Below are 13,004 nucleotides of genomic sequence, written 5' to 3'. Positions count from 1 at the left end.
GGCCGCTCTCAAGCCTTCGGCAGGCGCCGCCTAGCCTTGACCGCCGACGCCAGGCCCTCGAGCACCGGCACCGTCTGGGCAAAGCCGATGCAGGCGTCTGTGATCGAGACGCCGTGCTTCAGCGCCGCGCCGGGCTTCAGGTCCTGCCGGCCTTCCTCGAGATGGCTCTCGATCATGAGGCCCGTGATGCGCCGCTCGCCGGCCGCGATCTGCGCCGCCACGTCCTCTGCGACCACGATCTGCCGCTGGTGCTGCTTGCTGCTGTTGCCGTGCGAGACGTCGATCATCACCTGGGGCCGCAGGCCGTTCGCCAGCAGCGCCTCGCAGCTGGATGCGACGTCCGCGGCCGAATAGTTGGGTGCCTTGCCGCCGCGCAGGATCACGTGGCAATCGTCGTTGCCGCGCGTCTCGAAGATCGCCGCCATGCCCATCTTGGTCATGCCCATGAAGGCATGCGGCGCGCGCGCCGCGAGGATCGCGTCGGCCGCGACCTTCACGCTGCCGTCGGTGCCGTTCTTGAAGCCCACCGGGCAGCTCAGGCCCGACGCCAGCTGCCGATGGCTCTGGCTCTCGGTGGTGCGGGCGCCGATGGCACCCCAGGCGATCAGGTCGGCAATGAACTGCGGGCTCAGCAGGTCGAGAAACTCGGTGCCGGTCGGCAGGCCCAGCGTGGTCAGCTCGAGCAGCAGGCGCCGCGCGCGCTCCAGCCCCTCGTTGATCGCGAAGCTGCCGTCCAGGTGCGGGTCGTTGATGTAGCCCTTCCAGCCCACGGTGGTGCGCGGCTTCTCGAAATAGGCACGCATCACGATCAGGAGGTCGTCCTGCAGCGAGTCGGCAACGGTCTTCAGGCGCTGCGCGTATTCGATCGCCTGGTCGTGGTCATGGATGGAGCATGGCCCGACCACGACGACCAGCCGGTCGTCGCGGCCATGCAGCACGTCGGCAATTGCCGCGCGGCTGCCTTCGACCAGCGCCAGCGTGTTGTCGCGCACGGGCACGCGCTCCTGCAGCAAGGCAGGGGTGATGAGCGGACGGACGGCACCGATGCGCACGTCGTCGATCCGGGTGGTGTCGAGCGTGCTGTCGCGGGAGCCGATCTCGGCATCGTGGAGGGGGTCGTCGAGGCGGGGCATGGTGGTGGCTGTGGTTTCGAACGGGGCTTGCCGGATTGTCCTCTTTCACAGTGCACCGGCGTTCCGCAAGCACGTGCCGCCCGGCGTGCATCAAGACATGAAAAGGTGCTTTGTAGTTTCAGGAAGAATGTCCGGGAGGCGTCCACCTACATTGGATCGCCCCGGGCGGCGGAAACCCATCAATAGGGAAAAGCAGAGTGAAGGTCCTCAGATCATTCCTGTGTGCAGCGGCCATCGGCATTCCAATGGCCAGTGCCTGCGCCGCGACGCCGCAGCCCTTGCTCGAGCGAGCGCTCGCCTTGTCCGACGCGGCCGAGCCCGACGTCATCGCGTGGCGCCGCCACCTCCACCAGCACCCCGAGCTTGCATACGCAGAAGTCGAAACGGCCAGGTACATTGCCGCCGCGTTGGCCAGGATCCCGGGCGTCGAGGTCCAGACCGGCATCGCCAGGACCGGGATCAAGGCGGTGCTGCGTGGCGGCAAGCCCGGGCCGGTGGTGGCGCTGCGCGCAGACATGGACGCGCTGCCCGTCGAGGAGCGCAACGATCTGCCGTTTCGCTCGACGGCCAAGGCTGCGTGGCGCGGCCAGGAAGTTTCGGTGTCGCATGTCTGCGGCCACGACACCCACGTGGCCATGCTGCTGGGCGCCGCCCAAGCGCTTGCGGCCATGCGAGAGGATCTGCCCGGCACGGTGGTCTTCCTGTTCCAGCCTGCCGAAGAGATCGGCCCTGGCGCGGAGAACCCCAGCGGTGCGCTGGCCATGGTCAAGGCAGGGGTTCTGGAGAATCCCAAGGTCGACGTCGTGCTGGGCCAGCACATCGGCGCACAGGCGCCCAAGGGTTCCATCTCCTATCGGCCCGGCGCCATGCTGGCCAGCATCGACGTATTCAACATCAAGCTCAATGGCGCCGGCGGGCACGGCGCCGCGCCATGGGCCGCCAACTCTCCGATGCTGGCGGCCGCGGAAATTGCCCTGGGCTTGCAGAACATCGTCAGCCATCGCACCAACCCGACGATCGATGGCGGTGCCACCGTGGTCACGGTGGGCATGCTGCAAAGCGGCAACCGCTTCAACATCCTGCCCGAGACCGCCGAACTCTCGGGCACGGTGCGTGCGCTGTCGGCGCAGAACCAGAAGGTCGCCCACGAGCAGATCCGCATGAAGGCCGAGCACATCGCGGCCAGCTACGGCGTCAAGGCCGATGTGCGCATCGACACCGGCGGGGGCTACGGCGTGCTTGTCAACGATGCGCCGACCACGCTGGCGCTTGTCGATGCCCTGAAGGCTGCAGCAGGAAAGGACAAGGTCGCGGAGATCCTGCCCTCGATGGGGTCGGAAGACTTTGGCGCCTTCGGCGGCACGGGCGTGCCGGTGGTTTTCTGGATCCTGAACGCCTCGCCCTACCCCGATCGCGCCGGCCCGACAAATCATTCGCCGCTGTTCACCATCGATGAATCCGCGATGCGCATCGGGGTGAGGGCCTTAACCAGCGCGACGCTGGCGCAGATGACGCGTGCACGGACCGGGGCGCGCTGATGGATCGGGGGCGGTGCAAGCGCTTGACCCTCACTCCACCGTCACGCTCTTCGCCAGGTTGCGCGGCTTGTCGACATCGGTGCCTCGCGCGCAGGCCGTGTGGTAGGCCAGCAATTGCAGCGGCACCACGTGCAGCAGCGGCGAGAGCGCGCCGTAGTGCTCGGGCATGCGGATCACGTGCAGGCCTTCGCTGCCCTTGATCTTGGTGTCGCCGTCGGCCAGCACGTAGAGCACGCCGCCGCGCGCGCGCACTTCCTGCAGGTTGCTCTTGAGCTTTTCGAGCAGGGTGTCGTTGGGCGCCACGGCCACCACGGGCATCTCGCTCGTCACCAGCGCGAGCGGGCCGTGCTTGAGTTCGCCGGCCGCGTACGCCTCGGCGTGGATGTAGGTCACTTCCTTGAGCTTGAGCGCGCCTTCGAGCGCGATCGGATAGTGCAGCCCGCGGCCCAGGAACAGCGCGTTGTCCTTGCGCGCGAAGTCTTCGGCCCAGCCGATGATCTGCGGCTCCAGCGCGAGCACCGATTGCAGCGCGACGGGCAGGTGCCGCATCTCCTTCAGGTAGCGCGCCTCGTCGGCCTCGCTCAGGCGGCCCTTGGTCTGCGCGATGGCGAGCGTCAGCAGGAACAGCCCGGCCAGCTGCGTGGTGAAGGCCTTGGTCGAGGCCACGCCGATTTCCACGCCGGCGCGCGTGATGTAGGCGAGCTTGCATTCGCGCACCATCGCGCTGGTGGCCACGTTGCAGATGGTCAGCGTCTGTTCCATGCCGAGCGAGCGCGCATGCTTGAGCGCGGCCAGCGTGTCGGCCGTTTCGCCCGACTGGCTGATGGTGACCACCAGCGTCTTCGGATCGGGCACCGAATCGCGGTAGCGGTACTCGCTCGCGATCTCGACCTGCGTCGAGATCTTCGCGATGCTCTCGAGCCAGTACTTGGCGGTGCAGCCGCTGTAGTAGCTGGTGCCGCAGGCCAGGATGAGGATCTTGTCGATGTCCTTGAACACGCGGTGCGCGCTCGCACCGGTGGCACCGTCCTGCCCGATGCCGTCGAACAGCTCGGGCACGATGCCGGCCACGCCCTCGAGCGTGTCGCCGATGGCGCGCGGCTGCTCGAAGATCTCCTTCTGCATGTAGTGGCGGTACGGACCGAGCTCGGCCGCGCCGCTGTGCGCCTGCACGGTGCGCACCTGGCGCTGCACGGGCTTGTGGTTGCGGTCGACGATCCAGTACTTGCCGGGCTGCAGGTCGACCACGTCGCCTTCCTCGAGGTAGACGATCTGGTCGGTCACGCCAGCCAGCGCCATGGCGTCGCTCGCGAGGAAGTTTTCGCCGCCCTCCTTGCCCGCGCCCAGGATCAGCGGCGAGCCCGCGCGCGCGCCCACCACGCGCTGCGGCTCGTCGCGGCACATCACGGCAATGGCATAGGCGCCGTGCAGTTGCAGCACCGCAGCCTTCACGGCCTCGAACAGGTCGCCGTCGTAGAGGCTGTCGACGAGGTGGGCGATGACCTCGGTGTCGGTCTGGCTCTCGAACACGTAGCCCTTGGCTTCGAGCGCCGCGCGCAGGGTTTCGTGGTTTTCGATGATGCCGTTGTGCACCAGCGCAATGCGGCCCGGCCGCGCGCCTTGCGCATCGGCGCCGGGGCCGTGGCTGAAGTGCGGATGGGCGTTGTGCACCGCGGGCGCGCCGTGCGTGGCCCAGCGCGTGTGGGCGATGCCGGTCAGGCCTTCGACATGGTCTTCGCGCACCTGCGTGACGAGGTCCGCCACGCGCGAGGTGGTGCGCGCCCGCGTGAGGCCGCCCGCATGGACCGCCACGCCGCAGGAGTCGTAGCCGCGGTATTCGAGCCTCTGCAGGCCCTGGACCAGGACCGGAACGATGTTGCGATGGGACGCTGCGCCGACGATGCCGCACATGGTGAGCTGCCTTTGAATTTTGAAGAGGAGGCTCGATGGTAGGAATCAGTCGAAAAAATATGCGATCAAAATTCGACTAGTTTCAAACTTTTCTTTCATCGATTCAGGTAGTTCGATTTTTATTCCATAATTCAATTGAATATGGAATCAATTTCCCTGGATGCAATAGATCTCCGCCTGCTCGACGCGCTCCAGCGCAACGCCTCGCAGACCAACCAGCGGCTGGCCGCCGAGGTGGGCATCTCGCCGCCCACCTGCCTGCGCCGCGTGCAGCGCCTGCGGCAGGAGCGGCTCATCGAGCGCCAGGTCGCGCTGCTCTCGCCCGACAGGCTCGCGGCGGTGCTGGGCCACGGCCTGCAGGCGGTGGTCGAGATTTCGCTGGACCGGCAGGACGCCGCGGCCCTCGATGCCTTCGAGGCCCGCGTGATCGCCGACGATGCCGTGCAGCAATGCTGGCGCGTCTCGCCGGGGCCGGACTTCGTGCTGGTGGTGGCGGCGCGCGACATGCCGGACTACGGCGCGCTGGCGCAGCGCCTGTTCACGGCCGACGCCAATGTGCGCAACGTCAAGGCCTTCTTCAGCCTGAAGCGCGCGAAGTTCGAGCCCAGGGTGCCGCTCACGCCCTGAGGCGCCGCGGCAGGCCGCGTCGATCAGGCCTTCGGCTGTTTCTGCGGCCGCTTCCAGTTCGCAAAGCTGACCTGCTTGCCGCGCGCCACGGTGAGCGCGCCGGGCTCGGTCGACTTGTTCACCGTCGAGCCGCCCCCGATGGTGCCGCCCGCGCCGATGGTGACCGGCGCCACGAGCACGCAGTTGCTGCCCACGTGCACGTCGTCCTCGATGACGGTGCGGTGCTTGTTGGCACCGTCGTAGTTGGCCGTGATGCTGCCCGCGCCGTAGTTGACGCGCCGGCCCACGCTGGCGTCGCCCAGGTAGGCCAGGTGGTTGGCCTTGGCGCCCTCGGCCAGGGTCGAGTTCTTGACCTCGACGAAGTTGCCGATGTGCACCTCGGCGCCCAGCTGCGCGCCCGGCCGCAGCCGCGCGAAGGGGCCGACCAGCGCCCTTTCGCCGACGGTCACGCCGGCCTTCTCGCCGTCGATGTGGGTGAAGGGATGGATCACCGCGCCCGCCTCGATGCGCGCATTGGCAATCACGCAGTGGGCGCCGATGCGCACGCCCTCGCCCAGGAACACCGAGCCCTCGAACACGCAGTTGACGTCGATCTCGACGTCGGCCTCGCAGGCCAGCGCGCCGCGCAGGTCGAAGCGCGCGGGGTCGGCCAGCCGCACGCCTTGCGCCATCAGCGCATCGGCCTGCCGCAGCTGCCAGGCGCGCTCCAGCGCCGCCAGCTGCGCGGGGCTGTTGATGCCGGCGACCTGGAGCGCATCGGCAATGACATGCGCGACCACGGGCACGCCGTCGGCGGCGGCCAGCTTGACGATGTCGGTGAGGTAGTACTCGCCCTGGGCGTTGCGGTTGTCCAGCCGCGAGAGCCAGCCCTTGAGCAGCGCGGCGGGCACGGCCATCACGCCGCTGTAGATCTCGCGGATTTCGCGCTGCGCCTCGGTGGCGTCCTTCTGCTCGACGATGGCCCTGACCTCGCCGCCCGCCTGCCCTTCGGCGCGAACGATGCGCCCGTAGCCCGCGGGGTCGTCGAACTCGATGGTCAGCAATGCGAGCCGCCGGCCGCCGCTGGCGGCAATCAGCGCGCGCAGCGTGTCCTCGCCGATCAGCGGCACATCGCCCGACAGCACCAGCACCGTGCCGTCGTCGGGCAGGAGCGGCGCGGCCTGCTGCACCGCGTGGCCGGTGCCCAGCTGCGGCTCCTGCCGCGCGAACTGCAGCGCGGCACCGATGGCGTTGACGGACATGGCGGCCTCGACCTCGGCCGCGCCGTGGCCGGTCACCACCACCACATGGCGCGCGCCGATGCGCGCGGCGGTATCGGTCACATGCCCGAGCAATGCGCGCCCGGCCAAACGGTGCAACACTTTGGGCAGCCTGCTTTTCATGCGCGTGCCCTTGCCGGCCGCCATGATGACGACGTCGACCGGTCCCTGGTTGTCTTGCGGAATCTGATTCATGCTTCTTTCTACCCGAATGCGTTGCGCCAAGTTGGCGCGGATTATCGGCGCGCTGCTGGTGGCCGCCGCGCTCTCGGCCTGCAGCACGGTCAGGCTGGCCTACAACAACCTGCCCGAGGTGAGCTATTGGTGGCTCGACACCTACCTTGACTTCGACGGCTCGCAGACGCCCAAGGTGCGCGACGAGCTCGCGCAGCTGCTGAGCTGGCACCGCCGGAACGAGCTGCCGCGGATCGCCGGCCTGCTGCAGGAAGCCCAGGCCCTGGCGCCGCGCGACGCCACCGCGGCCCAGGCCTGCCGCATGGCGGACCAGATCCGCGAGCGCCTGCTGGCGGTCGCCGAACGCGCCGAGCCGGCGGGCACCGAGCTGGCATTGAGCCTGACCGAGGCACAGCTGCAGCAGCTCGAGCGCAAGTACGCGAAGAACAATGCCGACTACCGCAAGGACTGGCTCGAGCGCAGCGCCGCCGATGTGCAGGAAAAGCGCTACGACCGCTTCCTCGACCGGCTGGAGGATTTCTATGGCCGGCTGAACCCGGAGCAGCGCGACCTGCTGCGGCGGCAGGTGGCGCAATCGGTGTTCGACCCGCGGCTGGCCGACGCCGAGCGCCGCCAGCGCCAGCAGGAGGCGCTGCAGCTGCTGCGCGGCTTCAACGCCGCCAGGCCCTCCGCGGCCGAGGCGCGCGCGGCCATCCATGCCTACGTGATGCGCATCGCGGAGCCGCCGCCCGGCCCCTGGCGCGATCACCAGCAGGCCCTGTTGCAGGAAGGCTGCCGCAACCTGGCCGCGCTTCACAACACCACCAGCGCCAGCCAGCGGGAGCAGGCGGTGCGCCGGCTGCAGGCCTACCAGGACGACCTGCGGCAGCTGGTCGCCGCGCGCTAGCTAGATCAGCGGCATCGGCCGCATCGGCCGCTCGAAATAGTCCCCCAGCGCCTCGAGCGCACGAGGCTCCAGGATGCGCAGCCAGCCCGCCTCGAGCTTGTAGAGCCCCAGGCTCTGCAGCCGGCGCAGCGTCTTGTTGGTGTGCACCAGCGACAGTCCCAGCGCATCGGCCAGGTGCTGCTGGTTGAACGGAAACTCGACCCAGCCGTCGCGCACCATGCCCACGCGCTGGGCCCGGCGGTACAGGTGCATCAGCAGCATGGCCACGCGCTCGGCCGCGTTGCGGCGGCCCGTGGTCACCAGGTTGTCGTCCACCAGCTTTTCCTCGCGCGCGGCCAGCCAGGTGATGTCGTAGCCGAGCTTCGGCTGGGCATGGAACAGTTCCCAGAGCCTGCCGCGCGGAAACGCGCAGAGCGTGACCTCGCTGGCGGCCTCCACGCCATGCGTGTGGCCGTCGGCAAACTCGTCCTGCAGGCCGATGAAGTCGCCGGGCAGCAGAAAGCTCAGGATCTGGCGCCGGCCGTCGCTCAGCGTCTTGTAGCGAAAGGCCCATCCGGCATAGAGCGTGAACAGCTCGGCGCTCGGCCGGTGCTCGTCGACGATGGTGGCGCCGGCGGCGACGCGGCGGGAGCCGGCCCTGAAGGATGCGATGGCTTCGAGCTCTTGCGGCGCCACCGGCAGGAAGGCCTCCATCTTCCGCAGCGCACAGCGCTCGCAGGGATGGGGGCCCACAGGGGGCGACGCGGGGGGTGCATGGTCCTCGAATTTCACGCGCCACTATAGGCTTCGGGCCTGTGTCTTTTGACATTTCGCACGGCCCGGGAGATTCATACACTTCGCACGCCTTTCGCTTCCGAACGCATGACAGAAAAGCAAGCTCTCCACGAAGTCTTCTATTGCAGCATGCTCACGCCGGACCTGCCGCCGGCCACCGTGGGTTCGATCGTGACCCAGGCCCGCGCGCGCAATGCCCAGTACGGCATCACCGGCCTCCTGGTCTTCGACGGCATGCGCTTCTGCCAGCACCTCGAAGGCCCGCACGGGGCGGTGGAGACGCTGATGCGCCGCATCGAACAGGATCCCCGGCACACCGACATCAAGGTTTTCCGCCGCGGCCCGCTCGCGGCACGCCGCTACAGCGGCTTTGGCATGGGCCTGGCCGAAAGCGAAGGACCCGACCTCATGGCCGGCATCCGTGCGCTGGACGGCGAAGCCGCCCTGGCGCATTTCCTGGCCCTGCGCCCGAGTTTCGACATCAACGGCTGAAAAAGAAAAAGGCGGCCGAAGCCGCCCTTGCGTCCATGGAGGGATGACCGCTCAGGCCTGGTCCCACGAGTAGGTGGCACCGTAGCCATCCCACGCTTCCATGACGATGCGCTGGCCCGCGGCCACGTTCAGCGATTCGCCCGGAGCGAGCACCAGGTCTTCGCTGGCGCTGGCGGACGTGGCGTCCGGCGTGACCCAGACCCGGCCTTGCTTGACCCGCAGCACGCTGGCCGACCGCGCCTTCAGGCTCATCGCCTCGCCGGGCGCGATCTGCCAGGCACCGCGGCGCACGGCCGGCGGAACGGCGGAAGCGGTGCGGGTGGAGGACGGCAGGGAAGCAAGCGATTCGGTGGTGCAGACGGCGGTGGACATGATGAAACTCCTTGGGCGTTGCCGAAGTGCGATGACAAGACAGAGGCAATAGCGCAGTTCGGGAATGAATGATCGTTTGCACGGCGTTGGCAGTCCAATGAAAACGAGGTAGCCTGCTGATTCCGAAATCGCATCAATCGACCGATGCCGCCCACGCCCCCATCCATGCAGCATTCGCAAACCCACCTGCGCTCCCGCCCCATTTCGGCCGGGCACCTGCGCGCCTTCGAGGCGGTGGCGCGCCATCTCAACTTCCGCGCCGCCGCCGAAGAAATGGCGCTCACCCAGTCCGCCGTGAGCCGCCAGATCCAGTCGCTCGAGGAAGAAGTGGGCGTGGCGCTGTTCCTGCGCCACACGCGGGCGGTGGAGCTCACGAGCGCGGGAGCGCAGCTGCTGCTCGCGGTGCAGCAGTCGCTGCCGCGCATCGACACGGCCGTGCGCCAGATCCGCCAGAGCGCGGGACGCAAGAGCGTGTCACTCACCACCTTTGCGTCTTTCGCATCGATGTGGCTGATCCCGCGGCTCGAGGCCTTCCAGCGCGACAACCCCGAGATCGACATCCGCATCGACGCCAGCGACGTGGCGGTCGACCTGGAAGTGGCGGACGTCGACATCGCGCTGCGCTACGGCACGCGCGAAGCCATGCCGTCCACGGCCGTGCGGCTGTTCGGCGAAACCCTCACGCCGGTGGCGAGCCCCTGGCTGCTCAAGAGCAGCCCGCCCATCAAGACGCCTGCCGACATCACGGGCTTCACGCTGATCGAAGCCGGAGACGCGCACCGCACGCACCTCGAATGGCTGACCTGGCGGCGCTGGTTCGAGGTCAATGGCCTGGAACGCGCGCAGCCCAAGCGCTGGCTCTATTTCAACTACGCCTACCAGATGGTGCAGGCCGCGCTCACCGGCCAGGGCGTGACGCTGGCGCGCAGTTCGCTCATTGCCGAAAGCCTGGCCAACGGCGACCTGGTGGAGGTGCTGCCGCAGCACCGCATGGATTCGCCGATGGGCTACTGGCTCATCGCCGGGCCGCGCAATGCGCTGCGGCCCGAAATCAAGGCCTTCTGGGACTGGCTGCAGGTGCAGGCCATCACCACGCGCGAGACCATCGGCGAGGTGCCCGATCCGGACACCGTGGACAACATCGACTGAACCTGCTCAGGACGTTGGCCAGACCACGCCGTTGTCGTTGAGGATGGCGTCCAGCGGCAGGTCGTGCGCCTCGGGCTCGAAGTCTTCGAGGAAACCGTTGGTGAAGCCCAGCCCCACCGTGAACGGGCGCGGCTCCAGCGCGGCCAGCGTGCGGTCGTAGAAACCGCCGCCGTAGCCCAGCCGGTAGCCGCCGGCGCTGTAACCCACGCAGGGCACGAACAGCAGCGTGGGCACGATCAGCTCGGTGTCCTTGGGCTTGGGAATGCCGTAGGCGTCTTCCTCCATCTGGCAGCCCGGATACCAGGCATGGAAGGTCAGCGTCTTGTGGACCTTGTTCATCACCGGCAGCCCGATGCGGCGGCGCTGCGGCTCGTCGATCAGCTCGCCGTCCTCCTTCCAGCGGTGCAGCGCGGGCAGCGGATCGAACTCGCCCTTGATCGGCCAGTAGGCGCCGATCACGGTGTCGGGCCGGCCGACCAGCCAGATCCGCATCACGCGCTGCAGCAGGTCGGCCCTGGCGAGCCGGTCGGGCATGGCCAGGCGCTGCTCGATCAGTGCTTTTCTCACCTGATCCTTGAGAAAACTCGTGGTCGCCGAGGTGTCGGCATCCTTTGACTTGTCCATAATCCCCCGATGCAGTTCCCAAGCATTTTGGCACCCATGCGCCATCGCCCGCGCAATGCAGCGTCCGCGCTGGTTTTTTCCGCCGTCCTGGCAGCCGCCGCACTGCTTTCGCAGCAGCCCGCCGCCGCACAGGCCAACAACAGCAACGACGACGTGCTGATGCAGATGAAGCAGGCCTTCCAGCGCGGCGACAAGGGCCGGCTCGCGGCCCTGCTGCCGCAGGCGCGCGGCCATGCGCTCGAACCCTGGGCCGCCTACTGGGAACTCAAGGCCCGCCTGCAGGAAGCCGCGCCGAACGAGGTGCAGGACTTCTTCGCCCGCTATCCCGGCACCTACCAGGAAGACCGGCTGCGCAACGACTGGCTGCTGCTGCTGGGCCAGCGCCGCGACTGGGACGGCTTTTCCTCCGCGCTGGCGGGCTTTCGCATGGGCGACGATCCGCAGGTGCGCTGCTATGCGATCCTGGTCGAGGCCCTGCAGTCCGGCAGCACGACCCAGGCCCAGGCCCACGAGGTGCGCCGCAACTGGTTCGCCCAGAAGGATGCGGACGACGGCTGCCTCACCGCGGCCGACCGCCTGGTCGCGGCCCGCCTGCTGTCGCCCAACGACGCCTGGAAGAAGGCCCGCCTGGCCATGGAGGCCAACCGCCCGCAGGCCGCGCGCGGCGCCGTGACCATTGCCGCGCCCGATGCGCTGCCGCTGTTCGAGGAGCTCAACGCCAGCGCGGCCAAGTTCCTGGCCGGCCGCGCCTTCGTGGCCGCCAAGTCGCGCAAGGAACTGGTGGTGCTGGCGCTCATCAAGATCGCCATGGCCGACCCGGAGCAGGCCGCCACCCAGCTCGACAGCAAATGGGGGCCGATGCTCTCGGCCGAGGAGCGCAACTGGCTCTGGGGCACCATCGGCCGGCAGGCCGCCAACAAGCTCTCGCCGCTGGCCGGCAGCTACTTCGCCAACGTCACGAAGAACGGCGACCTGTCCGACGACATGCTTGGATGGCGCGTGCGCGCCGCGCTGCGCACCGGCCAGTGGAAGGAGGTGGCGCCCGCCATCAACGCCATGAGCGAAACCGCCCAGCTGGAGCCGACCTGGGTCTACTGGAAGGCGCGCGCACTCAGCGCGGCGGGCGGCGACGACCGCCGCGCGCAGGCGCGCGAGCTCTACCAGAGCATTGCGGGCACCCGCGGCTTCTACGAGATGCTGGCGCTGGAGGAACTCGGCCAGCGCACCGTGGCGCCCACGCGTCCGGCGCCGCTCACACCCGAAGAGAAGAACGCCGCGCGCAGCAACATCGCGCTCAACCGCGCGCTCTACGCCATTGCGATCGGCCTGCGCTCCGAGGGCACGCGCGAATGGAACTACGCCACCAACCTGCACGACAAGGGCGGCATGGACGACCGCGCGCTGCTGGCCGCGGCCGACTTCGCCTGCCAGCGCGAGGTGTGGGACCGCTGCATCAACACCAGCGAGCGCACCAAGGGCGTGATCGACGTCGAGCAGCGCTTTCCCATGCCGTTCCACGACACGGTGCTGCGCAGGAGCCAGGACATCGGGCTCGACCCGGCCTATGTCTACGGCCTGATCCGCCAGGAAAGCCGCTTCATCATGGATGCGCGCTCGGGCGTCGGCGCCTCGGGCCTGATGCAGGTCATGCCCGCCACCGCGCGCTGGACCGCACGCAAGATCGGCCTGGCCGGCTTCACGCCCGGGCAGATCAACGACCATGAGACCAACATCACCATCGGCACCAACTACCTGAAGCTCGCGCTCGACGACTTCGACGGTTCCATGGCGCTGGCCGCGGCCGCCTACAACGCCGGCCCCGGCCGGCCGCGCAGCTGGCGCAACGGCCCGGTGATGGAAGCCGCGATCTGGGCCGAGAACGTGCCCTTCAACGAAACGCGCGACTATGTGAAGAAGGTGCTGGCCAACACCACCAACTACGCCGCGCTGATCAGCGGGCGTCCGCAGTCGCTGAAGGAGCGCCTGGGCCGCGTGGGCCCGCGCGACGCGGCGGAACCCGAACCCAACAAGGATCTTCCCTGAC

The 13,004-nt window shown here is 68.5% G+C and carries 12 protein-coding genes; 6 read left to right on the top strand and 6 right to left on the bottom strand.

The annotated features are described in order from the left end of the window. Positions 1 to 8 precede the first annotated feature (8 nt). Positions 9 to 1,133 (bottom strand): 3-deoxy-7-phosphoheptulonate synthase, encoded by a 1,125-nt coding sequence (locus EJO66_RS18745; RefSeq protein WP_012746152.1) that lies wholly within the window; start codon positions 1,131 to 1,133, stop codon positions 9 to 11. A 245-nt stretch (positions 1,134 to 1,378) separates the two neighbouring features. On the opposite strand from EJO66_RS18745, the gene EJO66_RS18740 reads away from it, so the two are divergent. Continuing rightward, entirely contained in the window at positions 1,379 to 2,671 is a 1,293-nt protein-coding gene (locus tag EJO66_RS18740; RefSeq protein ID WP_240648607.1) for a M20 metallopeptidase family protein, read from the top strand. Positions 2,672 to 2,701: 30 nt separating this feature from the next. Here the strand turns inward: EJO66_RS18740 and glmS are convergent, their stop codons facing one another. Then, complete coding sequence (glmS, locus tag EJO66_RS18735; protein WP_124960875.1) at positions 2,702 to 4,582, bottom strand: glutamine--fructose-6-phosphate transaminase (isomerizing); 1,881 nt, start codon at positions 4,580 to 4,582, stop codon at positions 2,702 to 2,704. A 141-nt stretch (positions 4,583 to 4,723) separates the two neighbouring features. Here glmS and EJO66_RS18730 point away from each other — a divergent pair, with 141 nt between their 5' ends. Then, positions 4,724 to 5,209, top strand: a complete 486-nt coding sequence (locus tag EJO66_RS18730; protein ID WP_125965766.1) for an Lrp/AsnC family transcriptional regulator — start codon at positions 4,724 to 4,726, stop codon at positions 5,207 to 5,209. Positions 5,210 to 5,232: 23 nt separating this feature from the next. Here EJO66_RS18730 and glmU read toward each other — a convergent pair whose 3' ends face one another. Beyond that, positions 5,233 to 6,663 (bottom strand): bifunctional UDP-N-acetylglucosamine diphosphorylase/glucosamine-1-phosphate N-acetyltransferase GlmU, encoded by a 1,431-nt coding sequence (glmU, locus tag EJO66_RS18725; protein ID WP_125965765.1) that lies wholly within the window; start codon positions 6,661 to 6,663, stop codon positions 5,233 to 5,235. A gap of 31 nt (positions 6,664 to 6,694) precedes the next feature. Between glmU and EJO66_RS18720 the strand changes: the two genes are divergently transcribed. Then, positions 6,695 to 7,549 (top strand): DUF6279 family lipoprotein, encoded by an 855-nt coding sequence (locus EJO66_RS18720; protein ID WP_240648606.1) that lies wholly within the window; start codon positions 6,695 to 6,697, stop codon positions 7,547 to 7,549. Here the strand turns inward: EJO66_RS18720 and EJO66_RS18715 are convergent, their stop codons facing one another. Continuing rightward, positions 7,550 to 8,242 (bottom strand): Crp/Fnr family transcriptional regulator, encoded by a 693-nt coding sequence (locus tag EJO66_RS18715; RefSeq protein ID WP_125965763.1) that lies wholly within the window; start codon positions 8,240 to 8,242, stop codon positions 7,550 to 7,552. 168 nt (positions 8,243 to 8,410) lie between these two features. Here EJO66_RS18715 and EJO66_RS18710 point away from each other — a divergent pair, with 168 nt between their 5' ends. Then, positions 8,411 to 8,815, top strand: a complete 405-nt coding sequence (locus EJO66_RS18710) for a BLUF domain-containing protein (protein WP_125965762.1) — start codon at positions 8,411 to 8,413, stop codon at positions 8,813 to 8,815. 51 nt (positions 8,816 to 8,866) lie between these two features. On the opposite strand, the gene EJO66_RS18705 is transcribed toward EJO66_RS18710, so the two are convergent. Further along, complete coding sequence (locus EJO66_RS18705) at positions 8,867 to 9,187, bottom strand: DUF2917 domain-containing protein (RefSeq protein ID WP_124960468.1); 321 nt, start codon at positions 9,185 to 9,187, stop codon at positions 8,867 to 8,869. A gap of 165 nt (positions 9,188 to 9,352) precedes the next feature. Here EJO66_RS18705 and EJO66_RS18700 point away from each other — a divergent pair, with 165 nt between their 5' ends. Continuing rightward, complete coding sequence (locus EJO66_RS18700; RefSeq protein ID WP_125965761.1) at positions 9,353 to 10,336, top strand: LysR substrate-binding domain-containing protein; 984 nt, start codon at positions 9,353 to 9,355, stop codon at positions 10,334 to 10,336. Between the two features lie 6 nt (positions 10,337 to 10,342). On the opposite strand, the gene EJO66_RS18695 is transcribed toward EJO66_RS18700, so the two are convergent. Then, positions 10,343 to 10,960, bottom strand: coding sequence for a 5-formyltetrahydrofolate cyclo-ligase (locus EJO66_RS18695; RefSeq protein ID WP_124960466.1), 618 nt, complete (start codon positions 10,958 to 10,960; stop codon positions 10,343 to 10,345). Between the two features lie 36 nt (positions 10,961 to 10,996). Here EJO66_RS18695 and EJO66_RS18690 point away from each other — a divergent pair, with 36 nt between their 5' ends. Continuing rightward, positions 10,997 to 13,003: a lytic transglycosylase domain-containing protein gene (locus EJO66_RS18690; RefSeq protein ID WP_164547855.1), complete on the top strand. Its 2,007-nt coding sequence runs from the start codon at positions 10,997 to 10,999 to the stop codon at positions 13,001 to 13,003. Position 13,004: the final 1 nt, after the last annotated feature.

The organism is Variovorax beijingensis (genome assembly GCF_003951285.1).
GTDB classification, from domain to species: Bacteria; Pseudomonadota; Gammaproteobacteria; order Burkholderiales; family Burkholderiaceae_C; genus Variovorax; species Variovorax beijingensis.
Note: the sequence above shows the minus strand (reverse complement) of the source record. Positions and strands in the feature narration are given on the sequence as shown.

What these genes read in the sequence shown, in the direction of transcription:
- EJO66_RS18710 (WP_125965762.1), top strand. Translation starts at nt 8,411, where the DNA reads ATGACAGAAAAGCAAGCTCTCCACGAAGTCTTCTATTGCAGCATGCTC.
- glmS (WP_124960875.1), bottom strand. Translation starts at nt 4,582, where the DNA reads ATGTGCGGCATCGTCGGCGCAGCGTCCCATCGCAACATCGTTCCGGTC.
- EJO66_RS18700 (WP_125965761.1), top strand. Translation starts at nt 9,353, where the DNA reads ATGCAGCATTCGCAAACCCACCTGCGCTCCCGCCCCATTTCGGCCGGG.
- EJO66_RS18705 (WP_124960468.1), bottom strand. Translation starts at nt 9,187, where the DNA reads ATGTCCACCGCCGTCTGCACCACCGAATCGCTTGCTTCCCTGCCGTCC.
- glmU (WP_125965765.1), bottom strand. Translation starts at nt 6,663, where the DNA reads ATGAATCAGATTCCGCAAGACAACCAGGGACCGGTCGACGTCGTCATC.
- EJO66_RS18690 (WP_164547855.1), top strand. Translation starts at nt 10,997, where the DNA reads ATGCGCCATCGCCCGCGCAATGCAGCGTCCGCGCTGGTTTTTTCCGCC.
- EJO66_RS18715 (WP_125965763.1), bottom strand. Translation starts at nt 8,242, where the DNA reads ATGGAGGCCTTCCTGCCGGTGGCGCCGCAAGAGCTCGAAGCCATCGCA.
- EJO66_RS18740 (WP_240648607.1), top strand. Translation starts at nt 1,379, where the DNA reads ATGGCCAGTGCCTGCGCCGCGACGCCGCAGCCCTTGCTCGAGCGAGCG.
- EJO66_RS18695 (WP_124960466.1), bottom strand. Translation starts at nt 10,960, where the DNA reads ATGGACAAGTCAAAGGATGCCGACACCTCGGCGACCACGAGTTTTCTC.
- EJO66_RS18745 (WP_012746152.1), bottom strand. Translation starts at nt 1,133, where the DNA reads ATGCCCCGCCTCGACGACCCCCTCCACGATGCCGAGATCGGCTCCCGC.
- EJO66_RS18730 (WP_125965766.1), top strand. Translation starts at nt 4,724, where the DNA reads ATGGAATCAATTTCCCTGGATGCAATAGATCTCCGCCTGCTCGACGCG.